This is a genomic window from Luteitalea sp., assembly GCA_009377605.1.
Lineage (GTDB): Bacteria > Acidobacteriota > Vicinamibacteria > Vicinamibacterales > Vicinamibacteraceae > WHTT01.
In genome coordinates this window covers 1-22,616 of record WHTT01000004.1, presented here as the reverse complement: position 1 = coordinate 22,616, position 22,616 = coordinate 1, and the positions used below count along the sequence as shown (strand labels likewise).

At 65.2% G+C, this 22,616-nt stretch carries 20 protein-coding genes and 1 riboswitch; of the genes, 9 read left to right on the top strand and 11 right to left on the bottom strand.

All coding sequences use genetic code 11. The features are described from left to right. Positions 1 to 12 precede the first annotated feature (12 nt). Together GEV06_02135 and GEV06_02130 are read left to right on the top strand one after the other, a co-directional pair. Positions 13 to 498 (top strand): Rrf2 family transcriptional regulator, encoded by a 486-nt coding sequence (locus tag GEV06_02135; protein ID MPZ16704.1) that lies wholly within the window; start codon positions 13 to 15, stop codon positions 496 to 498. An 81-nt stretch (positions 499 to 579) separates the two neighbouring features. Further along, a complete protein-coding gene (locus GEV06_02130) occupies positions 580 to 1,767 on the top strand; it encodes an aminotransferase class V-fold PLP-dependent enzyme (protein MPZ16703.1) in 1,188 nt (395 codons plus the stop codon). A 6-nt stretch (positions 1,768 to 1,773) separates the two neighbouring features. Here GEV06_02130 and GEV06_02125 read toward each other — a convergent pair whose 3' ends face one another. Further along, complete coding sequence (locus tag GEV06_02125) at positions 1,774 to 2,076, bottom strand: hypothetical protein (GenBank protein ID MPZ16702.1); 303 nt, start codon at positions 2,074 to 2,076, stop codon at positions 1,774 to 1,776. Positions 2,077 to 2,197: 121 nt separating this feature from the next. Between GEV06_02125 and GEV06_02120 the strand changes: the two genes are divergently transcribed. After that, positions 2,198 to 2,524 (top strand): iron-sulfur cluster assembly accessory protein, encoded by a 327-nt coding sequence (locus GEV06_02120; protein MPZ16701.1) that lies wholly within the window; start codon positions 2,198 to 2,200, stop codon positions 2,522 to 2,524. 38 nt (positions 2,525 to 2,562) lie between these two features. Then, positions 2,563 to 3,060: a hypothetical protein gene (locus tag GEV06_02115; GenBank protein MPZ16700.1), complete on the top strand. Its 498-nt coding sequence runs from the start codon at positions 2,563 to 2,565 to the stop codon at positions 3,058 to 3,060. A 51-nt stretch (positions 3,061 to 3,111) separates the two neighbouring features. Here the strand turns inward: GEV06_02115 and GEV06_02110 are convergent, their stop codons facing one another. The 4 genes from GEV06_02110 to GEV06_02095 form a co-directional block, all read right to left on the bottom strand. Then, the gene (locus tag GEV06_02110; GenBank protein MPZ16699.1) at positions 3,112 to 4,386 is read right to left on the bottom strand and encodes a BamA/TamA family outer membrane protein; all 1,275 of its coding nucleotides are present in this window, start codon (positions 4,384 to 4,386) and stop codon (positions 3,112 to 3,114) included. 153 nt (positions 4,387 to 4,539) lie between these two features. After that, on the bottom strand, positions 4,540 to 5,886 hold the full coding sequence (locus tag GEV06_02105) for a transporter (protein ID MPZ16698.1): 1,347 nt from the start codon (positions 5,884 to 5,886) through the stop codon (positions 4,540 to 4,542). Continuing rightward, positions 5,883 to 7,109 (bottom strand): hypothetical protein, encoded by a 1,227-nt coding sequence (locus tag GEV06_02100; GenBank protein MPZ16697.1) that lies wholly within the window; start codon positions 7,107 to 7,109, stop codon positions 5,883 to 5,885. The genes GEV06_02105 and GEV06_02100 overlap by 4 nt, the downstream gene beginning before the upstream one ends. A gap of 26 nt (positions 7,110 to 7,135) precedes the next feature. Continuing rightward, positions 7,136 to 8,473, bottom strand: a complete 1,338-nt coding sequence (locus GEV06_02095; GenBank protein MPZ16696.1) for a PDZ domain-containing protein — start codon at positions 8,471 to 8,473, stop codon at positions 7,136 to 7,138. Between the two features lie 55 nt (positions 8,474 to 8,528). Here GEV06_02095 and GEV06_02090 point away from each other — a divergent pair, with 55 nt between their 5' ends. Genes GEV06_02090 through GEV06_02080 form a run of 3 tightly spaced genes read left to right on the top strand, consistent with a single transcriptional unit; the run spans position 8,529 to position 12,432 of the window. Then, positions 8,529 to 9,821, top strand: coding sequence for a hypothetical protein (locus GEV06_02090; protein ID MPZ16695.1), 1,293 nt, complete (start codon positions 8,529 to 8,531; stop codon positions 9,819 to 9,821). Then, positions 9,818 to 11,578, top strand: a complete 1,761-nt coding sequence (locus GEV06_02085) for a CBS domain-containing protein (protein ID MPZ16694.1) — start codon at positions 9,818 to 9,820, stop codon at positions 11,576 to 11,578. The genes GEV06_02090 and GEV06_02085 overlap by 4 nt, the downstream gene beginning before the upstream one ends. A gap of 26 nt (positions 11,579 to 11,604) precedes the next feature. Further along, positions 11,605 to 12,432 (top strand): ABC transporter substrate-binding protein, encoded by an 828-nt coding sequence (locus tag GEV06_02080; protein ID MPZ16693.1) that lies wholly within the window; start codon positions 11,605 to 11,607, stop codon positions 12,430 to 12,432. Here the strand turns inward: GEV06_02080 and GEV06_02075 are convergent. The 5 genes from GEV06_02075 to GEV06_02055 form a co-directional block, all read right to left on the bottom strand. Next, positions 12,395 to 13,105 carry an ATP-binding protein gene (locus GEV06_02075; GenBank protein ID MPZ16692.1) on the bottom strand — a complete coding sequence of 237 codons (711 nt, stop codon included), beginning with the start codon at positions 13,103 to 13,105 and terminating at the stop codon, positions 12,395 to 12,397. The genes GEV06_02080 and GEV06_02075 overlap by 38 nt on opposite strands. Next, positions 13,102 to 14,076 (bottom strand): ABC transporter substrate-binding protein, encoded by a 975-nt coding sequence (locus GEV06_02070; GenBank protein MPZ16691.1) that lies wholly within the window; start codon positions 14,074 to 14,076, stop codon positions 13,102 to 13,104. The genes GEV06_02075 and GEV06_02070 overlap by 4 nt, the downstream gene beginning before the upstream one ends. Positions 14,077 to 14,246: 170 nt before the next feature. Beyond that, positions 14,247 to 15,434, bottom strand: a complete 1,188-nt coding sequence (locus GEV06_02065; GenBank protein ID MPZ16690.1) for an iron chelate uptake ABC transporter family permease subunit — start codon at positions 15,432 to 15,434, stop codon at positions 14,247 to 14,249. Next, positions 15,263 to 16,078 (bottom strand): ATP-binding cassette domain-containing protein, encoded by an 816-nt coding sequence (locus tag GEV06_02060; GenBank protein ID MPZ16689.1) that lies wholly within the window; start codon positions 16,076 to 16,078, stop codon positions 15,263 to 15,265. The genes GEV06_02065 and GEV06_02060 overlap by 172 nt, the downstream gene beginning before the upstream one ends. Beyond that, complete coding sequence (locus GEV06_02055) at positions 16,078 to 18,375, bottom strand: TonB-dependent receptor (protein MPZ16688.1); 2,298 nt, start codon at positions 18,373 to 18,375, stop codon at positions 16,078 to 16,080. The genes GEV06_02060 and GEV06_02055 overlap by 1 nt, the downstream gene beginning before the upstream one ends. Before the next feature lie 61 nt (positions 18,376 to 18,436). After that, a riboswitch (cobalamin riboswitch) is annotated at positions 18,437 to 18,701 on the bottom strand. A 196-nt stretch (positions 18,702 to 18,897) separates the two neighbouring features. Between GEV06_02055 and mqnE the strand changes: the two genes are divergently transcribed. Further along, on the top strand, positions 18,898 to 19,995 hold the full coding sequence (mqnE, locus tag GEV06_02050; GenBank protein ID MPZ16687.1) for an aminofutalosine synthase MqnE: 1,098 nt from the start codon (positions 18,898 to 18,900) through the stop codon (positions 19,993 to 19,995). 177 nt (positions 19,996 to 20,172) lie between these two features. Here mqnE and GEV06_02045 read toward each other — a convergent pair whose 3' ends face one another. Continuing rightward, positions 20,173 to 21,609 (bottom strand): hypothetical protein, encoded by a 1,437-nt coding sequence (locus GEV06_02045; GenBank protein MPZ16686.1) that lies wholly within the window; start codon positions 21,607 to 21,609, stop codon positions 20,173 to 20,175. Positions 21,610 to 21,832: 223 nt separating this feature from the next. Here GEV06_02045 and GEV06_02040 point away from each other — a divergent pair. Beyond that, positions 21,833 to 22,616: Tat pathway signal protein (locus tag GEV06_02040; GenBank protein MPZ16685.1), on the top strand; the 784-nt coding region annotated here is incomplete at its 3' end.

Genomic DNA, 22,616 nt, shown 5'->3' with positions numbered 1-22,616 from the left:
CGGGCTGGCACCATGTTCAGGCTATCGAAGAAGGCCGATTACGCACTGATTGCGATGAAGCACCTCGCGCTCAGTGACGAGCACGCCTCGGCGAGCGCGCGTGAGATTGCAGGGCAGTACGACATTCCTGTCGAGCTCATGGCGAAGGTTCTCCAGCGGCTGGCGCGTCGTGATCTGCTCGTCAGCCACCAGGGCACTCGCGGGGGCTACACGCTTGCACGCCCAGCCAGCCGGATCTCTGTCGCGGACATCATCGAGGCTGTCGACGGCCCAGTCACGATGACCGCGTGCTCGACCGACGACCACGATTGCGAGCAGTACTCGAAATGCAACGTGCGCGATCCACTGTGGCGCATCAAGGATCGCATCCTCCAGGCGCTGGGTACCTGCAGCCTTCTCGAAATCGCACAAGACGCCATTCCGCTGATGCCGACGAGCCCTGTCACGGTCGTTCACCGCGGTACAGCGCTCAAGTCACCAGTCATGAGTCCTAAGTAGGATTCTCGGTAGGGCCGTCTCGCCGAGGCGGCCGTTACCTCAGGGGCTCCGGTAGGCGCGTTCGGTGAACGCGCCCTACCATTGGGAGCGCACGCCATTTTGAATCTCATCTACCTCGATGCGCACGCGACGACGCCCTGCGATCCGGCGGTCGTGGAGGCCATGCAGCCGTATTTCGCGGAGGCGTTCGGCAACGCCGCCAGCCGCCACCACGCCTTCGGATGGCGGGCACGAGAGGCGGTCGACGCCGCCCGCGCGGAGATCGCCGCTCTCATAGGCGCCCACCACAAGGACATCCTCTTCACGAGCGGTGCGACGGAGTCGAACAACCTCGCCTTGAAGGGCGTCGCCGAAGGACTCGGTCTGCGCGCCGAAGGTGGTCGTCACATCGTGTCGGTTGCCACCGAGCACCGATCCGTGCTCGATTCGTGCGCCGCGCTCGAGGCCCGCGGCGTCCGTGTGACGCGCTTGCCCGTGCAGCCGGATGGGCTATTGGTCCTCGACGATCTGCAGGCAGCCATCGCGTCCGACACTGTCATGGTGTCGGTCATGGCAGCCAACAATGAGATCGGTGTGCTGCAGCCGCTCGCAGAGATTGGTGCGGTCTGTCGTGAGCGCGGCGTGCTCTTTCATACCGATGCGGCACAAGCCGTCGGCAAGATCCCAATCGACGTCGATCGGATGCAGATCGACTTGCTCTCGTGCACGGCACACAAGATCTATGGGCCCAAGGGCATCGGCGCGCTGTACGTGCGGCGCCAAGCGAAGTCGGCACTCGCAGCGCAGATGCACGGCGGTGGCCACGAGCGCGGCTTGCGCTCCGGCACCCTCAACGTGCCCGGCATCGTCGGCTTCGGCAAAGCGTGTGCGATCAGTCGCAGCAAGATGGGGGAGGAGAGTGAGCATCTGCGCCTGTTGCGAGATCGGTTGCTGGCGGGGCTCGAAGCGGCGATCGCTGACTTGCAGGTGAACGGCTCGATGGAGAAACGGTTGCCGCACAATCTCCATGTGAGCATCCCAGGTATCGAGGGAAGCGCGCTGTTTCTTGCGCTTGACGACATTGCCGTGTCGCCTGGCGCGGCGTGCACGACCGCAAGCGCCGAGCCGTCGCATGTGCTCGCTGCCCTGAGCGTGAACGAAGATCTCGGGCGCGCGTCGATTCGATTCGGCCTCACGCGCTTCACGACGGCGGAGGAGATCGAGTACGTGATCTCACGCCTTGCCGGACTCGTGCCTCATCTGCGTGCGCGACAGGCGGCGCTCCGGTAGTTGTCGTCAGTCGCTCTCTCGGATCTTCGCGATCTTCCCGTCGCGCTCGTCGCGGAGCCGCTGGATGTCGCGCCGGTACTCTTCGTCGAGTCGCGCCCGTTCCGAGGACTCCCAGACGCGCGCAAGCGCTGATTGATGAAGAATCTCGAGCTCAGCTGTTTTGGCGCCATAGAACTGGCGGATATCGAGAATCGAGGCGCGCTGAGCCTCGCTCAGCGGTCGGTCGTCCATGCCTGCCTCGGCATCTTTCTTCCGCAACCGTGCCATTGCAAGCTCGTAGGCGCTTTTCGGTCCCTCTTCAGTGCTCATTGGTCGACACCTGAGGTACAATTCTACTTAGAGGTTTACGGGAGAGCCAAACAGTCTGCGGAACAACTACCGTCGTTCGCGCAGGCTCGAAGGCCCCGCCGGACGAACTTGGACGACCAGCATGATAGCGATCAGCGAGAACGCAGGCAGGCAAATTCGTAAGCTCCTCGAGAAACAGGGAATGTTGCACGGCGCCCTGCGGGTCGGTGTGAAGGCCGGCGGCTGCTCAGGGTTGAGCTACATCTTCGCTTGGGAAGAGGCGCCGCGGCCCGATGATGAAGTGTACGAAGGGCCACACGACACGCGCGTCTTCGTCGATCCGAGGAGCCTCCGTTTCCTGGCCGGCACGGTCCTCGACTACGATACGAGCCTGCTCAGCAAGGGGTTCGTGGTCGAGAATCCAAACGCCAAGGCGAGCTGTGGCTGCGGAACGTCGTTTTCCGTGTAACCTTCATCCACGAGGCGCCGCCGAGCGTCTAACCGATTATGCGACCCTTCGCGCTCGGTTTGGCAGCTGTGCTAGCGGTAGTTCCGGTCACGGTCTCGCAAGCACAGCAGGAGCCGGATCCCTCGTCGTCCGGCTCGAACGGTGCGCCAGCACCTCGCAGTACCCGTAACGATTCTCAACCTCTCTCGCTCGACGTGGACCAGCTCGGCCTGTCATTGGGGCGGATCAGGCGCGACCTCGAACGAAACCCCACCGCCCGCGAGACCTTCGACGGCCAGCGGCTCCGCGCCTATATTCAGGTGTATGGCGTCGCTCCGCGAATTCGGCTCTTCAACGAAGGTGAGTCCACCACCACGCCAGCCCCATACGGCGCTATGACTCACAGCGAGTTCCTGGATCTCGTGACACCGCGCGAGTTCCGCTCCCCGGCAGCCAACCTCTCGAACGTCGGTATCGCCATCACCAGCTGGGCGAAGAAGAGGGCTGCGGAGAAGAAGAAGAAAGAGGAGCGGGAGCGCCGCGAGCGTGAGCAGTGAAAGGTAGCGCGCGCTCGCCGAGCGCGCCGTGACGGACGCCTCGGCGCGGCGTCAGAAGGACGGCCCGAATCCCAGATGCCAGCGCGAGCCGTCGCGTCCCGTTGCAAAATCGAGGCGAACGGCAGCGTGACCTCCCACGCGATACCGTACGCCCGTGCCGACCGAGCTTCGGAAGCGCTCGAGCCCGAAGGCACCCAAGGCGGGCGCCACCTGTCCGACATCCAAGAACCCCACGAGCTGAAGCTTGGGATGGACGTCCCACCGGTGCTCGACCGAAAACGCCAGCAGATGGCGATCGGTGTAACGCGAGACCTCGTATCCGCGTAAGGATTTCCCCCCCAATCGCGGCATCATGAAAAATGGTATCTCTGCGTCCGTGCCGCCCGCCGTCGACATGACCTGGCCGTGCAGCGCGAGCACGTGTCTGGTGGTCCCCGGAATGGCGATGAACTGCCGCAGATCCGCGTCGAAGCTGGCGAACCTCGCGCCGCTACCACCAATTCCCTCGTAGTGGGTCAACGACGCTCTATACCACCCGCCGTGCCGCGGCGCCTCGGCGACGTCTCGAAGGTCCACGACGGCGGCCACGCCGGTCTGCATGAACTGCGTGGTGCCGACCAGCCCAGGAACAGCCTCGTCGGTGAAGCGCTCCTCGATGGACGGCAGGCCCGGTTGGCGGCCTCGGCTGAGGTCATGATTCAGGAAACCGGCGGTTCCCTCGATCTGCAGCCAGGGTCGTGGCGCCAACGCTGCGACCAGGCTGACGTCGGTCATCCGATGTGAATAGCTCGTGTGCATCGACGCCGACGAGGCTTGGCCGAAGCCGAAGAAATCCTCCTGAGGAAGATCCGAGTACCGAAGACGTCCTCCTAGCGTCAGGCCACCGGCACCCAGCGGACGAGAGCTCAGGCTCAGCTCGCCTTGCAGGTAGCCCTTCACCGAGAAGAGCATCTCGGCCTGGGCCCGGGCACGGCCTTCGAAGATCGATTTCGTGTATGCCTGACCCAAGGCCAACCCACCGCCGCTCACAATTCGCCCCGCTCGGGGTGTCCAGCCGTCACCTGCCTGATTGACTTGCGACAGAAGCGGGCTCAGCCAGGAAGGGCCATGCCCCGCTGGTCGGCTGGCGGCCGCGGTCGTGGACTGCTGATCCTGAGGGCGCTGGTCACCGCCGTCGTCTGGCCGGGCGGCGGGCGTCGTCTTCGATTCGCCGCTGCGCGATGAGGGATGCGCCGCGCTGGCCGGTTGGGCCGCAGCGGCAGTATTCAGGCCGAGCGACGCAAGCATGGCGCACGTGCACGATGCCGATCTACAAGCTTTGATCATGCTCTTCGAGCGCGACTCGGCGACACGTCGCACGTCGCTTTGCTCACCAATGGACTTTTATAAGCTACGGGAATACTGGCAAAGTTGCAAGAGCTGTTTACCCTATATTCTTCCCCCACCTCGTCCATCTGGACCTTTCCTCTGACCCCATTTTCAAGCTCGTGCCCCAGCTTCGTGAACGTCGTCGAGGACATCCGGCCCCTCACGCTCTTCATCCATCTTCCCGAGCTCCCCGGCACATGCCAAGGCCGAGCGGAAGAGAATTGGTCCCACTATCTCGTGCAGCGCGATGAGCGCCACGGTAAGAGTGGCCAACCGATCGCCCCAACCAGGGAATTCCGAGGCTACGAGGACGGCAAGGCCGAGTGTGACCCCCGCCTGCGACACGAGGCCCATCCAAACCATCCGTGCTTGTGGTGACTCGAGGCCAGCGACGCGGCAGCCCAGGGTGGTGCCCCCACGGATGCAGACGAGACGGAGCAGCGAAACCGCAATCGCCAGATAACCGATTTGCGCGAGCGCGGCCAGTTGCAGGTTTGCCCCCGCGGCAGCAAAGAAGATGACGAGTACCGGAAGGGCGCCGCGCTCTATGGCGTCCCGAAGCGCATCTCCCTGGGGCGGTGCGATGTTTTCGACCACCAAGCCGGTCGCCAGCGCCGCGAGCAACGGCGCGAAATGCAGTGCCGAGCCAAGCTGACTGAGTAGAACGCACACGGCGAGCAGCACGACCGTCAGCTCATGGCCTACCCATCGTAGATACAACGCGAAGACGGATCCGACCAGCGCGCCGAACGCGAGCGAGCCAAAGATCTCCCACGCCAGCCCCGAGACGAGCCCGGCTCCGACGGCGGGCGTTCCACCTAGTGACCACCTCACGGCCTCGGAAGACAGTGTGAAGAGCAGGATGAGCATCAGGTCACCGAGGATGACCACGGCAAGAACGAGCTCGGCAAGTGGCCCGCGAGCGCGACCCTCGGCAATGACCGCGATCGTCACGGTTGGCGAGAAGGTCACAGTCACCGTGCTCAAGAGCGCGGAGAGCGCAAGGCGCTGTAGCGTGTCCGCTTCGGGAACGAGCGGAAGCCACGGCCATGCCGCCCAATACGCCACCCAGAGACCGGTCCACATGACGAGGATGGTCACGCCGCCCATCTTGAGCATCGCCTGGAGCTTGGGGCGCAGGCGGTGGAGGTTGAGTTCGGTACCGGCGACGAACGCGATGAGCGCCACGGCGACACCGTTGACGACCTGCAGCTCCCGGGCCATCGCACTGTTGATGACCTCGCCGAGATAGGGCCCGCAGAGGATGCCGAAGAGCAGATAGCCCGTGATGCGCGGCAGCCGCAGGCGCCCGAAGATTTCACCGGCGAGCGCGGCGGCGATGAGCGTGAAGCCGAGCGCGAGGGCCGTGCCTCGGGCAGCCATCTGCGCCGGCAGTACCCGATTCGTGATCAGGTACGTGACCGACGACACGATTAGCAGTGCAAGCAGCCGGTTCATGCGGGCGTCGTCTCCGTGCGAATTGGAGCGTCCGGCCTTTCGCTCTTCGTGGGTACCAGCACAATCGCGAGCGCCTCACTGGCCAGCGCCGCGGCCGACGTGGCGGTGATGATATCGGTTCCGCCCACGGCTCCACCCATCTGGTGAACGTTGAGGGCAAAGGCAATGCCAAGCAAGCCAGGCGCGATCAGATACGTGCCCAGATCCCCCGGTGTGACCTCCTCCCGCAACCGCGCGGCTACCCAGCCGCCAGCGAGCTTGCCCGCGAGCCGGAAGAGCACCAGCGGTGCGAAGAGCCAGATGGCCGCCATGGTCAATCGGCAGCTCGCTCCGGCGACCAGGAGCATCAAAACGATGAGCGGATGCTGGAACTTGCGCAGGCTCTCGCGGACCATCTGCTCGGCACGCCCTGGCATCCAGGTCCAGAACAATCCGGCGGCCATGCCTGCCAAGAGCGGCGACCCCGACAGGGATGCTGCGCTCCCGCCGAGCAGGACCAGTGTGCCGACAATGAAGACGCCGCGCTCGGTATTGCTGTGCGCCCGCTCGAAGAGCAACCAACCAGCTACCGCAATCGCCAGGCCCGCGAGAGCGGTGCGCCCGGCCGACATCAACGCGTCTTTGACAGGTGCGGCCCCCGTCGAAGCGACCAGGGCGATTGCGACGCCACCGATCAGGATGGGCAGGGCATCATCGAGGTCCGCGATGCGCGTCGCCGTGCGATGCTTCTCGTCGGAGGAGCTCTCCACCGATCCGGCAGACGAGGCTGCCGCACAGATGCCCAGCGTCAACGCGACCAGCGCCGGCGGCAAGAGAAGAGGCATCCCCCACTGCACGAGGAGAAACCAGAGCGCCGCGGCCACGAATCCAATCGTGATGAATGACTCGATACATCCGGCAACCAGCAGCGCTCGGTCGCGCGCCGACGGCAGCTTGAGCGCCGTTCCGACGAAGACACCAAGTGCCGCGAGGCCGACCGAGACGACCACGTCGAGGTGAACCAGCACGTTGCGCGACAGCAGGCCCAGGAACGCCGGCCCCAGCACCACACCGAGCGGCACGAACACGACCGCTGGCGCGATGGCCGGTGCCAGTCCCAATGCGCCGCGCCGGCGCAACAGCCCCGAGAGCAGCGCCCGCAGCGGCTGCCTGCGCGCCACGATGCCGACGTCGATTGGGTCGGCGCCACCGATTTCACGCGATTCTTCGAAGGGGCGACGCATATTCAGTGGTCAGTGGCCACTGGCCACTACTTTGCGAGTGCCAGCACCATGAACTTTCCGCGGCGCTCGACGCCGACGATGAGTAAGCGCCCGGGCTTGGCCTGCCCGTAGAGACGTTGGACGGTACTTGGCGTGGGCACAGATTCGCTGTCCATCTGGGTGATGAGATCGCCTGGCGCGAGCCCTGCGTACGCGGCAGCACTGCGTGGGAGCACGCGCATGACCTCAGCACCGAGCCCGTCGGCTTGACGCATCACGAGACCGAGACCGGCTGGGGCGGCGGCGGAGGCTCCGCCTTCGTGCGCGCGAACCGTCGCGTCGACCTCCAATTTCCGACCTCCCCGCATCAGCGAGAGCTTGACGGGCGTCCCGGGCCGCATGCGTGCGACCCGCGTGCCGAAGCCGTCTGCCGAGTAAACGGTCTCCCCCCGAATAGCCCACACCACATCGCCAACCCGAACGGTCTTGGCCGTGGGGCCGGTCGGATCGACGAACGCGATCACGACGCCGGACCGTGCGCCGGTCGCCATCGCCAGCGCCGGTGTCAGTACTTGCGCTGTCAGGCCGAGGTCGCCTGTCGTGAGGGAACCGCCCTCCGCCAGCTGATCCGAGACGCGCATCAGCGCGTCCGCGGGAAGAATCGCCGCACCCCCTTCAGTGTCGACGATCGCACCGGCCAAGCGCCCGTCGAGGGCGAAGACGAACGAGCCGATCGGCGCCGCGCCCGCTCCACCCAGCGCCAGCAGGGCGGTGTTCCACCGCAGGTCGCGAACGGGGTCCGTACGCCCCAAGAACAGCGGCCTCAGTGTCGGGCCACCGCGCGTGCCCTCCGCCGCTGCCACATACCGGGGTGTGTCGAGCGGCGCGCCGCTGTCCCACACCGAAATGACGGCAGCAGACTGCTTGGCTACCTCGAGTAGAACCACGCCCCGGATGGCGTCGGTGCTCACGATGGTTGGCACCTCGCGTGAGCCAATCATGCCCTGGACGCGTGCGCCCGGCGGCAGAACGGCGATCGCACGATCGTCACGAACGCGCAGCGCAGGCACGAAGCGGGGCAGATCGACTGCTGGTGCGCGCCAGGCGAACGGCTCGAAATCGTCGCGCGTCTCACCCGGATCGACGCGCAGCGTGACGAGCAACGGGAGGGCGCGCGGCCCGAGCCGCTCGATGGCGTTGGCCAGCTCCTCGTAGGAGGCGGTGGCGGCCAGCCGAGCGAGCGGTTGTGTAGTGGCATCGCCGGTCGGTTCCGGCGCTGGATACCGGAAGCGCGCCAGGAGGAACAGCACGACAATCGACACGACGAGCGTGGTGGCGAGCAGACGGGTCTCTCGCGTGACGCGCTGAAAGGAGAGCCGCGACATCGCCCGAGCATATCCAGCGCTCCACACGCCATGCAACCGCGATACCCTTAGTCACATGTCACGCCGGACGCGCCTGCTGCTGGGGCTGTTGGCTCTTGGTGCGTTGATCGTCATTGGCGTCGACGTGCTGCGCCAGACCCGCAATACGCCGCCACTGCTCCCTACACTGCCGGCCAAGTCGTTCAACATCGAAGCTCCGGAGACGCGGCGCGGACTGGACAAGACGCCGCTCGTTTACCAAGCGGAGTTCATCGCGCACCTCGCGGAGGGGCTGCGGCCGTCGCTGGTTCTGGCGACGCCCGCAAGCGGAGCGCCCAGCGGCGGCGTTGTCTTGGCACAAAGCCTTGGCGTGCTCGTCGGCGCGACGAGCGGGAGCGAGCGCTGGACCGTGCAAACGCTCGACGGCAGGGTCGCGCGCGCCACCGTCCGAGGACGCGACCTCGTGCACGGCGTGCTCCTGCTCACGCCGAACGAGCCGTTCGACGTTGCGGGAGTGGCGTTGGCCCGCCAAGACCCGGACGAGCTGGGGCCGTTTCTGGCGATTCAGCCGACTGGGGGAACGGCCTCCACACGCGTCATTGCCGCGCCCGGCACGGCATGGCAGCTCGGGACACGGCTTCGGCAAGATCGCGTGCCGGCAGGTGCCACGGTCGTCGACCTGGACGGCGGTCTGGTGAGCTTCATCGCCTCCGGCGTCGACGAAGCACAGCCACTCGATGTCGAGCTGCTTCACGAGATCCTCGATGCCCTCGGCGAGGGCGGCTCGCATCGTCATCCCTGGATTGGTGCCGACCTTCAAACCATCGACGAAGCGCTCCGGCCCCTGTTTCCCCTGGGGCGCATCGTCGTCGTTCACGTGGACCCGGGCTCGCCGGCCGCCGAGGCAGGTTTGCAGCCGGGTGATGTGCTGCAAGGGGTCAGAGTCGGCGACGCGACGCTCGACCGAGCCGAGGCGGTCGCCAATGCGCTGCCGGCCGCAGCCAGTCTCACACTCCTGCGTGCGGGGTCCGACGAGAATGCTGTGGAGATCAAAATCGCGGATCTTCAGGTGCCATGGACTTTCTTGCATGATGACGCGGGCGTTGACGTCACGGAAACCGTCGGCGTGGCCGTGCGCGTGCTGCCGGGCAGCGACGCTGCAACCGCAGGGCTCGAGACCGGCGACATCGTTGAAATGGTCGACAAGCAACCGGTCATGACTGCAGCGGACCTCGCTCGGGCGCTCGCCGAGGGCGGACAACACCTGGTGACGGTCCGTCGGCGCGATACGCGTCACTTCATCGTCCTCTCCGGTCCCGCTGGCGTGACGGGAACGAAAGGCGCGAACGAGGCGGAGGACGAGCGATGACGGTGAGAGCCCGGCTGCGGCAGTGGCGCCGGCGCGTACAGGTCGCCTTCCTGCGGCTGACGGGATTGTCACGCGTGGCCGAGGAGAACTATCTGCTCCTCGCGGCCATCGGTGTCGGGATCCTCGCAGGCCTGGGCTCGGCTGCGTTCATGTACTCCTTGCGGGGCGTCCACCACCTGTTCTTCGATTCCTTGGCAGGACGCCTTGGCGCGCTCGGCCCGTCTGCCGTCGTACTCCTTCCCGCGCTCGGTGGGCTCATTGTTGGCCCCTTGATCGCTCGGTTTGCACCGGAAGCACGCGGGCACGGTGTGCCTGAAGTCATGACGGCGGTTGCGACGCGTGGTGGTCGTATTCAGGGCCGCGTCGCTGTCGTCAAGACGGCGGCCTCGGCGATCTCGATTGGCTCGGGCGGATCGGCCGGCCAAGAAGGCCCGATGGTGCAGATTGGCGCCTCGCTGGCCTCCGCGCTTGGCCATCGCCTCGGTATTCCCGCGGAGCGCATGCGCACGTTCGTGGCCTGCGGCGCCGCGGGCGGCCTCGCGGCGGTGTTCAACGCACCGATCGGCGGCGCCATTTTCGCGCTCGAGGTCATCACCGGCGAGCTGACCCCGGCGTTTGGCGCTGTCATTCTGTCATCCATCAGTGCCACGGTGGTCTCGCGCAGCCTGTTCGGCAACTATCCCTCGTTCGTCGTTCCGCGGTACGACGTCGTCAGCGATGTGGAGATGCTGTTCTACGCCCTGCTGGGACTGTTGGCCGGGCTCGCCGCGACCGGCTTCATTCGGACGCTGTACGCGCTCGAGGAACGCTTCGATCGATGGGAGCTGCCAGCGTGGTCGAAGCCCGCTCTTGGCGGCTTGATGGTAGGGATCGTTGGCCGCTTCGCGCCGGATATCTTCGGGACCGGTAGCGAGACCATCCAGGGTGCGACATGGGGCACGCTCGGCCCGGCGTGGCTGCTCGCGCTCCTGGTCCCGCTCAAGATCGTCTCGACGTCACTCACGCTCGCCTCGGGCGGTTCGGGAGGCGTGTTCGGCCCGTCGATGTACATCGGCGCCGTGCTGGGTGGCGCCTTTGGCTGGCTGGTCCACTTGGTGTTTCCAACGGTCACCGCCGGGAGCGGCGCATACGCGCTCGTGGGGATTGGTGCGGTCGTCGGCGGCACCGCGCTGGCGCCGCTCACCGCGATCATCCTGCTCTTCGAGATGACCGACGACTACCGCATCATCCTGCCCTCCATGCTGGCGACCGTGGTCGCCATTGTCGTGACGCGCCGTCTGGTGGGCGAGTCCATCTACACGCTCAAGCTTCGCCAGCAGAACATCGCGTATTACGCCGGGCAGGAGCTCGAGCGCGTGCACGCATTCACGGTCGAGCAGGCGATGCGCAAGAACTTGCCCGCTGTGGCGCCCAGCACGAGCGTGCTGAGCGCCCTGTCGGTGGCGGTGCAGGCACGCGCACCGGCGCTACCAGTGGTCGACGCCGAGCACCGTGTCATCGGCGTCGTCAGCATGGACCAGCTCTCGGCCGCCGCGGTTGCAGAGAAGCGTCCGGCGTCGCTGGATGCCATCATGACGCGCGCCAGTGAGGCGAATATCCTGGTCTCCGACCGATTGGTCACGGCCCTCACGCGGCTGAGCGAATCCGATTCCGACGCGCTCGTCGTCGTACGCAGCGAGACCGACGCGATGCCTGTTGGCGTGGTCTCACGGCGGGATGTCATGCGCATCTACGAGCGGGTGTTGCGACGAAGATGAACGGCCACTCATGAGAAAATAGCCCAATGAAGATAACCGTGGCACATAGCCCTGATTCCGATGATGCTTTTATGTTCTACGGCCTCGCGTCCGGTGCGATTGATACCGGTGATCTCGAGGTCACCCAGGTCCTTGCCGATATCGAATCATTGAATCAGGCGGCGCTCGAGGGACGCTACGAGGTGACCGCGGTGTCCTTTCATGCCTACGCCTATCTTGGCGATCGGTATGCGTTGCTACCGCATGGCGCCAGTATGGGCGATGGCTACGGACCGATGGTCGTGACTCGCGCGGAGGCAGCGTCTCGGTTGGACGATTTGGAAGTCGCGATTCCCGGCATGCGCACTTCTGCCTGGCTGGTCCTCCAGATGTATCAACCTGGCTTGAGGCATCGCGTGCTACCTTTCGACCAGATTCTAGAAGCGGTTCGCGATGGCAAGGTGGACGCCGGTCTGCTCATCCACGAGGGACAGCTGACCTACGAGGAGGCCGGCTTGCGTCAGCTCATCGATCTCGGTGCCTGGTGGAGAGAGAAGACCGCCGGCTTGCCGCTGCCGCTCGGATGCAACGTCATTCGTCGCGATCTCGGTCCTGACAACATGCTCCGCGTATCCAAGCTGCTGCGTGACAGCATTGCGTACGCGCTCGACCACCGCACGGAAGCCATCGCGTATGCGGAACAGTTTGGTCGCGGCCTCGATCGCGAGCGCACGGACACCTTCGTCGGGATGTATGTGAACGATCTGACGCTCGACTACGGTGAACGTGGGCGCGCCGCGGTGCAGCGCTTCTTCGATGAAGCGTGGGCGCTCAGGCTCATTCCGCGTCCGGTTGAGACCGCGTTCGCTGAGTAGTGGGTGCCATGATATCGGAGAACACGAAACCGTCTCGTTCGGCGGTCTCGCCAACCGCGTGCGGCACCGCAGTGTGGAACATCGGACCAGCGTAGGCGAAGGTGTGGAACTCGCCTCGCTCGCCGCATGGGTCTATCGTCCCCGCATCCGAAAGCGCCGATAGGAATGCGTCATCGTACTCTCGGCCCGCGAGCGATCGCGGCACGGCCCGCGGATCAAGGCAGACGATCCGCGCGCGAAGCCCAGAGTCGAGCATCTCACGCGCCAACTCGGTGGTGTCGCGACCCCACAGTGGAAAGATCGGCGAGAGGCCGCTGCCTGCAAGTTGCCGCTCGCGATACTGCTTGACATCCTCCAAGAAGAGATCGCCAAACGCGACGTGCGTGAAGCCGTCCGCCACGGCCGCACGAAGCGCCTCACTCATGCGCGCCTCGTACATGTCATTCGTGCACGGCCAGGGCAGCGGCACGAGCCGCAGTGGCAGGCGGGCCGCGGCGGCCTGTGCTTCGACGAGGACCCGGCGGACACCGTGCATCGCGACCCGCTCGAAGGCTTCGTTCAACGTCGTGAGCAGCCCGCCAATCTCGAGCCCGCCCTGCTCACGCAAGACGTGCAGCATCCACGCGCTGTCCTTGCCAGAGCTCCACGACACCAGCACACGGGATCGACTCATCGGAACGCCCCTGGATGCAGGACCCGCGCAAACTGCTCCGCCGCGAACGGCATGCGCGGTCCCGGTACTACCAGCCCATCGTCATAGAGCAGGTAAATGCGATCGGTGCGCACGGCCGGTATGCCGGACAGTTTCGACCAGACGCGTCGCTCGCGATCCATGGTTGCGGCGTCCGGCTTGGGGCCGCCGTGAATCTCGAGAATGACGTCAGGGGCACGCGCGAGGATCGCTTCGGTCGTGGCTTGAACGCTCTCTCGCGGAACGTCCCCCATCACATCGTCACCACCGGCGAGCGTGAGGAGCTCGTGGAGGAAGCCCCGGGCGGCGCTGACATAGATGCCGCGCAGCGTGAAGGGCTCCCGTGCAATCACGAGCAGCGTGCGCGGCCGCGGACGGCCCGCGACTCGCCGACCAATGGCAGCAAGAGCGGTGCTGATCCGGACTGTCGCTCGCATGGCCGCCTCGTCGTGGCCAGTGCGCACTCCCAACAGGCGCATCGTGTCGAGCGCATGGCCAATACCGCCATGGCGGTAGCTCAAGGCGTCGATGCCTGCGCGCTGGAGCTGCCGCTGCAACTGTTCCTGACTGCCGTAGGTGACGACGAGATCGGGCTCGAGCGAGAGGACACGCTCGAGGTCGGGATCGACCAGAGCGCCGACCCGAGGCAGCTGCTGAACCGCCCCCGGATAGTGGTCGAAGCTACTGACACCGACGACCTGCGGGCCCGCCTCGATCGCAAACAGCATCTCCGTCACGGCTGGGACGAGCGAGATCACTCGCTGCGCCGGCCGAGCCGAGGTCGTCGAGCTCGACTGCGGGCTTGCCTCCTGCCTCGCTTCAAAGAACGGGCCCGGCCGCGCCGGCTGCCTGCTCGTTTGTAGCCACCAGAGGCCGCCTGCAACCGCTGCAATGAAGGCAACGAGGAGAAGGCCCGCGACCGTCACCCGACCGCGCTGAGAACGATTCACCACCACGTTGTGCTCACTGAGGTCCCTGGTAAGCTCGTCGTACGGCACCGATGTTGGCAGGGCTGACCGCCTCCGCCACCGTCGGGTCCCGTCGGGACCCGACAAGCCAGTGCTGGCTGGCGGCCCGCCGAAGCTTTAGCGAAGGCGGAAGGCCTGCGCACGTACCTGCATCATCATCGTGCCCGTCTGAACAGGAGCCATAAAAAGAAGGGGCCACCGATGACCGCCGTGATGATGCCGACCGGCAGCTCCAGCGGTGCCATGATCGTCCGCGCAACCAGGTCGCAGCCGACGAGAAACGCCGCACCGAAGAGCGCAGCGCCTGGCAACACCAGCCGATGGTCAGACCCCACGAATAGCCGAACGACGTGCGGGACGACAATGCCAACGAATCCTATAGGACCTGCCAGCGACACCGCGGCGCCGGTGGCAATCGACGCGCTGAAGAATGCCAGTCGTTGTACGCGGAGGACGTCGACGCCGCGCGCAGCGGCGCTTTCGGATCCCATCGTGAGCAGATTCAGCGCTCGCGGCATCCACAAGAAGATCACGAAGGCCGCGGCGATGAGCGGTAATGCCACGACGATCGGCCCATAGCCGCTGACGTCGAGGTCTCCCATGAGCCAACGGAGCGTCTGCACGGTCTCGGCCGGGTCCGCACGGTACTGCAGAAAGAGGATGATCGCCGAAAAGAAGGCGTTCAGCGTGACGCCGGTCAGCAGCAGGACGTCGGTCGAGAAGCCGCGGTGCCGGGCGCTGGCCAGCGCATACACGATGGCCACCGCGCCCACCGCTCCAGCAAAGCTTGCCAGCGGCACCGCGGACACTCCGAGCACCAGGATGGGCGGGGCGAGGAGCATCGCCGACATGGCGCCCAGCGCGGAGCCGGCGGATACGCCCAGCGTGAACGGCTCGGCCAGCGGGTTTCGGAGCAGCGCCTGCAGCATCACCCCCGAGCCCGCCAGCGACGCGCCGACCAGGCCGGCCGCGAGTGTCCGCGGCAGGCGTGCGATGAAGAAGATCTGAGCATCCACGTTGCTCGCGAAGGGGACCGAGCCGTCCAGGGCGCGCGTGAGGCTGATCGACGTCGATCCAATCAGTGGAGCGAAGAGCTGCGCGGCGAGGGCCAGCGCACCGAACCCCCCGTACACCAGGAGCGCGCGTCGACGAAGAGAGAAGGCGACGGTCGTCACGGTCCGCTCAGGGCAAGCGGCACTACCATCAGGTGGCCAGCGTCTGCGTGATACCGAACGTCCACTTCGACGCCATAGAGCGCCCGCACGTTGGCTGGCGTGAGAACCGCGGCCGTCGGCCCGCTGGCGAGCAGGCGCCCGTCGCGCAGCAACAAGAGCTCCTGACACACGCTTGCCGCAAAGCCGAGGTCGTGGGTCGTCAGGACGAGGGTGGTCCCGCGCTCCCGATTCAGACGCACCAGAAGGGCGGCAATTTCGAGTTGATAGCGCAGATCGAGTGAAGACGTCGGCTCATCGAGCAGCAATAGCTCGCCCACACGACTTCTGTTTCCCGTCTCCTGATTCCCGAACTGCGCGAGCGCGCTGGCGATCACAACGCGCTGCTTCTCACCACCACTCAATGTGGCGAATGCGCGCGCCTCCAGGTGCGCCGTGCCGGTCGCCTCGAGCGCCGCGCGCGCCATTGCCACATCCTCCGGCCCTTCGAGCTCGAATGCATCCAGATGAGGGTAGCGACCCATCAGCGCCAGCTCGAGCACGCTGAAGCTGAACGCCGGATGCGTTTCTTGCGGCACCACCGCGAGCCGGCGTGCCAGTCGCCGTCGCGAGTAAGCGGCAAGCGGCAGCCCGTCTAGCGTGACCGCGCCAAAGGTGGGTTTCAGAATGCCCGCGAGCAGCTTGAGGAGCGTGCTCTTTCCCGCGCCGTTTGGACCAAGCAGTCCGAGCACGCGACCAGACTCGACCGTGAGCGAGACGTCTGTGACCACGGGAATCTCGCGATAGCCGAATGAGACGCCTGCAGCTTGCAGCATCAACGTGTTCCAATATCGACACGCACGCCCATGGTCAAGCTGCGACCGAGCGCGGGAAAGCCGAGAATCTCTTCGTACTCTCGATCGAACAGGTTCGTGAACCGCCCCAGCAGGTCGACGCCGCGCCAGAGCGTGAAACTTGCGCCCGTATCGAACACACCGTAGCCGGCCGCGCTCAGGGTACCGCCGAACGCACCATTCGTGGGGTCGACGTCCAGCAATTCACCCCGAGCATCGAGGCGTGCGAACGCCGCGACCCGGCCGGCAGAGTACACCATGTCGAGAAAGCCTCGATGCCGTGGGCGTCGCGGCAGGCGGTCACCGACGTTGAATGGGGACGGCGCCTCGCCGCTCGAGCCGTCGGACGCGAGGATAGCGGAGTCGAGCCATGTGTAGCCCGCGCGGACGGAAAACCCCGCGGAGGGCCGTGTTGCCACCGACAGCTCCACGCCATGGGCCCGGGCGTTCGAGATGTTATCGGTCCGGAATTGGCTCGCGTCTTGGAACGAGCGGCCCACCGGAATGATGAGGTCGTCGTAGCGATTGACGAACAGTGCGGCATCGATGACGAGGCGCCCGCCGGCGAGACCTTGCTCGATCCCGACATCGGCGCTCCGACTCCGCTCCGGTCGCAGGGCCGGGTTGTCGGTAAACGCAATCTCGAACGCGTCGGGCGGCCGAATCCCGGTGCCCGCGCTGCCTCGGAGACGCGTCCAGGCATCCGGCGATGCGTGGACCAGGTACGAGAGCGCAACCTTGGGATTGACCGACACAAGTGTGTCCGTGTCAAAGCCTGGCCTCGGCTCGAACGGGTCGTTGCTGCCTTCGAGCCGTTCGCGATGGAAGTGATCACCGCGAACGCCCGCGGTGAGCGAGACGGGACCAGTCGTCCAGCGAAGCTCGCCGAAGAGACCCGTCTCGCGCCGATCGACATCCACTGGCTGACCGGCGCGGCCGGTGATGAAGGAGCTACCGGCGCGCTCGAGCTGCATCTCCGCGCCGGCGCTGAGCGCCAGATCTGCGCTCATCACATAGTCGCTTTGGAGGCGTACGCTTGTGAGTCGGTTGTCCGAAGCGGAAGTGCCAAATGGGCTGACGAAGCCGCTCGCGCGCGCGCTCATCGATAGCTCTCCGCGGGTTCTGAGCGCCGGCGTCCAGGCCCGCGATGCCGCCACCGCCGCGCCGTACGTGTCGTTGTCGCCGCGCGAGATTCGGTCGATGCCGGGATAGGTCTCATTCGGATCCGACCCGTAGGGTCCCGGAAAGCCGCGCTCGTTCTCACCCCAGTGTCCCACGAGCGTCACCTGATCCCGGCGCGTGTGATAACTCCCGCTTGCGGTCAGCATCGTGCGCGTGTAGTCATCGTTACTCACACGCTCGCCGGTCGCCGGCGCCGTGCCGGTGAAGCCGTCGCTCGACTGCCGCTCCACGCCGCCGCCCCAGCGCCACGTGCCTACGGAGCCGGCCGCGTCGGCCGCGAACCGCCGCGTGTCGAGGGTTCCATGCTCATAGCTTCCGGCCGCGCGCGTCGGACCGCCGCGCTTGGTGACAATCTGTACGACACCCCCGATAGCGTCGCTGCCGAACAATGCGCTCTGCGGCCCACGTACCACCTCCAGGCGCTCGACCGCCGTGACGCCGACGTGCGCAAAATCAAAGGCCCCGCCGAAGTCGTTCACCCGTACGCCGTCGACGAGCACCAGCGTGTAGTTCGATTCTCCACCGCGCGGAAAGAGAGACGTGACGCTGCCATGACCGCCGCTCTGTGCGACCGTGACCCCCGGCACGAGCCGCAGCGCGCCGGCGACGCTGTCGATCTGTCGCGCGCGCAGCTCGAGATCGGTGAAGCTGCTGACGCTGTCGCCGATCTCCGAGCGCGGCTGCTCGACCTGGCTGGCCGACACGATCATCGACTCGTTGATTGGACTGATGCGAAGTCGGACCGTCAGCTCACGCGTCTCGTCGCCGCGGAGCGTGAGTGACACCGGTCGTGCTGCGAAGCCGTCGGCAAACGCGCGCAGCTCGTAGTGGCCCGCGTCGAGCCCGTCGAAGGCAAAATGCCCACGCGCGTCGGTCATGTCGGTGATATTCGGCGCGGCGTCGCGGTCGAGAACGACGCGAACGCCGCCGACCGGCCGATTGTCCGGATCGACGACGCCGCCGTGGACGCTTCCGCCTTTTGGATGTGTGTCGTTGGCTGCCTGTGACGTTGCACCGTGCACGACGCTTGGCGCGGTTGCCACAATCGTGCACGCAAACACCAGCGATATCGAAGGCGAGCGAGCCGCGAAGAACATCTGGCCTCCTGTCGGCGTCTCCACGCGCCGAGCACTGCGGACGAGAAAGCCGTCCGCAGAGTGAGTGCCGACCGGGGCCAAGGTTTCCTGACTTGCGGCGGATCCACCGGATGCGGGACAGCCGCACCAGGGATCGGCTCATCGCGCCTTCCCATACCGCCGGACTTCGCTCGCTTGCAGCGAGCTTCGGCCGGGCAAGAAGCACAGTGGCGGGACCGTTGTCCTGCGACGAGCCTACGCCGCTCACAGTGGCGGGACCGTGTGGGACTTTCACCCAGCTTCCCTACGTTCCCCGGGCAAGCGGGACTGGCAGACGGATTCTAGCACGGCGCGTTCGGCGAACGCGCCCTACCAGAGGGGCGGTAGGGACGCCTCGCCTCCGTCCGGACCCCTGGCCGGCGCCTTCGGCCACCACGGTAAAAACCTGCCCGGGAATCACTGACCACTGACCACTGACCACTGACCACTGTTCTTGCCTCGGTTGCCGCGCCGCTCTCCAATGACGTACCATCCAAATGAGCTATGCGCGACCGCCTTGTTGCCGCGGGGATCGACGACATCGACGACAAGCTGCGTGCGGGCGAGCGTCTCGGTTTGGAGGATGGTGTCAGGCTGTTCGAGTGCAGAGACCTATTTGCGCTTGGATGGCTGGCGAATCGAGCGCGCCAGCGTCGTCACGGTCGCCGGACCTATTTCAATCACAACCTCCGTCTCGAGGCCACCAACGTCTGCGTTGCGTCCTGTTTGTTCTGTTCGTTTGCCCGACTCGAGGAAGGTAATCCTGACGCCTACACGATGTCACTCGATCAGGCGTGGAACAAGCTGCGCGAGCGCGCCGATCAGCCCATCACCGAGATTCACATCGTCAACGGATTGCACCCGAACCTGCCGTTCAGCTACTACACAGAGCTACTCCGCGGCTTCAAGCGCATTCGACCAGATGTCACGCTCAAGGCGTTCACCGCGGTCGAAATCGCATTCTTCGCAGATCTCTATGGCATGACCGACGAGCAGGTGCTCCAGCGTCTCATGGAAGCTGGTCTGGAAGCGCTGCCGGGCGGGGGCGCCGAGATCTTTGCCGAGCGTGTGCGACGGAAGATCGCCTCGGACAAATGTGGCAGTGAGCGATACTTGAGCATCCACCGTGTGGCGCATCGGCTCGGGATCAAGAGCAATGTAACCATGCTGTACGGGCACATCGAGCGGTACGACGAGCGTGTGGATCACATGCTCCGTGCTCGTGCCTTGCAGGATGAGACCAACGGCTTTCAGGCATTCATTCCGCTTGCGTTCCATCCGGACGGCAACCGCATGCGCAAGCTGCCCGCGCCGACTGCCGCCGACACGCTGCGTACGCATGCAGTGTCGCGCCTCGTTCTCGACAACATCGATCACATCAAGGCGTTCTGGGTGGCGACGGGCGTCGATGTGGCGCAGGCGGCGCTGTGGTTTGGTGCGGACGATCTCGACGGCACAGTGCAAGAAGAGCGCATCTATCACATGGCAGGGTCCGACACACCCTTCATCCTCTCGACCGACCAAATCCGCCGCCTCATCACCGCCGCCGGCTTCGAGCCGTGCGAGCGCGACACGATGTACAAGGTCCTTCGCGCCAGCTGACTCGGAACGACGAAGAACACGAAGATCTCACCACGAAGAACACGAAGGACACGAAGTAAAGAAGGACACGAAGAAGCAAATCAATTGGTCTTCTTCGTGTCCTTCGTGGTGGACTCTTCGTGTCTTCGTGGTTGAAACCAGGCCTAAAAGCCCCTCGCAACTACAGGCGGTGACGCACTATCGAGCTGGCGTCGCGTGACCAGAGCTCAGTGGATGCAGCATTTCTCGCTTCACATCATCCGGCAAGACGACACGCGATGTCGCACGGCTGCGGCCAGATGCGAATGACGAAGTCGCGTGGTGGCCACGCCGATGGTGGCGGGGGATTGCCCAGTAGGCCACGCTCTCCTCGGTGTCGGGATCGAAGGCGATGCCCGAGATCATGCCGAGATCATTGATATCCCTAGCATGCACGAGAACACCGTCATAGCCAGGCGCCAGCATCGTGAGGTCTTTCATTACACCGTCTTCCCACAAGAAGGCGCGGCAATTGAACTCCGCATCGCAGGACAAGCCCACCACCTGGCCCCGTTCGTTGATGCCGTACGCTTCGCTCCGAACGTGCTCCGGCGTTTGTCCTGGAAGCACGCCCAGGGGCTGCATGCCTCCATGCTTGGTCCACAGAAACGCTTGCAGTGCGCCCTCGGGATCGTCCGGGTGGCCGAGGAATCCGACGATATCGCCCCGCTGGTTGATGGCCGTCGGCGTGTTCCACCAGTCACCTCCGATGTTGCCGATATCCCGGACGGTGCCGTTCTCCCAGAGCACCGCGTGCTTGGCGCTGTGCCTGCCCACGGCCTGGTCGCAGACACCCGAGATGCCGACTGCCTGGCCGCGGTCGTTGATCGCGTTGACGGTCCCTGAGGTGTCGTCGCCGAAGAGCGGCATCTCCCGAATCTGGTCTCTGCCAGGGCCCCAAATGACCGGGCGGAACTGCAAAACCTGCGTTGATTCCGGGTCGCATTCTGGATCCACGACGCCGTTCTCCGACCATCCAGTCACCTCGCCACGATTGTTGACCGCCGTGGCAAAGCTGTTGTAGCCGCCGTCGAGCAACGGAAGCGGCCGTATCTCGCCCCATTCCCAGACGACTCCACGACAGGTAGGGCCGAAATTGTTAGGCCCTGGGAAAAATACCCAGCAGCTGAACCGTTGTCCAAGCGGCTCGGGTGTGGTCGTCTGCGAGATCCCCGCGATCAGCCCCCGGTTGTTCATCGCCGACGACCAAGCCACGCTGCTGTTGGGGCCGCCGAGGGTATCAAGATCGAATTCGAATCCGTATAGCCACAGCGTGGCATGGCGGCTCGTGTCCTCCGCCAGGTTGGAGTAGCCTCCTATCCAACCCAGGTTGTTGATGCTGCTGCCCCGGCTGTTCGTTCCGCCGAGCGACGGCAGGTTCTTGACGACGTAGTTGGTCTGCTTCTCCTGTTCAGACGCCTCAAAGCTTCCGCCGGAGTCAACGCCAACCACCAACGCTGCGGCCGCTACGAACAGTCGCGCGGGTGTCGACCTGACCGCGAGATGGGCCGCGGAAACGAACGGGATCGAAGATCTCTGTCGCATACCTCCCCCTTCGAAATCGTGCAGGCGCACGCGGAGCTCCCGTGAACTCATGGATCATCGGGTGTTCGCGGCACACGCCGCTGTCAGATTCTTTAGGCGACCGCGAGTGCCCGTCAGGGGATGAAAAAGGGCTAATGGTCCTATTACTTCAATTCGCTTGACCGGGAGGTGAAGTTTCGACATTTCCTCATACGTAGGGCGCGGCCTTTTAGGCCCACATTTCCTCGTACGTAGCGCGCGGCCTTCAGGCCGCGCGAAAACTGGAGAGAGACCAATGGATCGTCGAAGCTTCTTGCAGAATTTGGCGACGGCGGCGGCAACGGTCAAGGCCTTGACTCCGGTGACACCGGCCGCTCAGGCGACAGCGGGCGACACGAGCGGTGGATCAGCACCTGTCAGCGTCGAGGGCCACACACTGATTTGCGAGTTCGAGCAGAACAACCGGGCGTGGAAGGCCTATGAGGATCTGCGCACGCGCGACGGCGTCATGACGTTCGTGTCGTCAACGGGCACGACCCGCGTCATGCCGAAGAGCACCGAGGCCGGCTTCGCCGAAGCGGAACCGCCACACCTCGGACTGAGCATGGACGACATCGGCCTCTCCGGTCCAGACCTGCTCGCCGACAAGCTCTTGGCGGGTGGCAATGATCCGGATCCCGTCCAGGTGCGATCGGCGGCGCCGCCCCAAGGGTCTGCGCCGCAACAAGAGCGGGGCCGCGGCAGATGGACCACGTTTGTCGGCACCAAGGAAGCCCACGATGTCACGCCGGTCTATGCTGCCGGTTCCACTCGCACCTGGTTACCGTCTCAGCACTTTCCGGAGCTCCGACCCGTTCCCGGCCAACGGCAACAACAGCAGGAGAAGCGCTCCGCAGGTCTGGTGGGTGGCTGGATGCCAGCCGCCCGCACCGTGATCGAGCTCTCCCCTCAGTCCTACATCGAGCACATCGTGTTTGGCGACGTCGAGGCGACCGACAAGTTCATTGTCCAGACGTGGCATCGATCCGCCAAGGTGGAGAACGGAAAGATCACGAAAGTCGTGTACGGATATACCTACC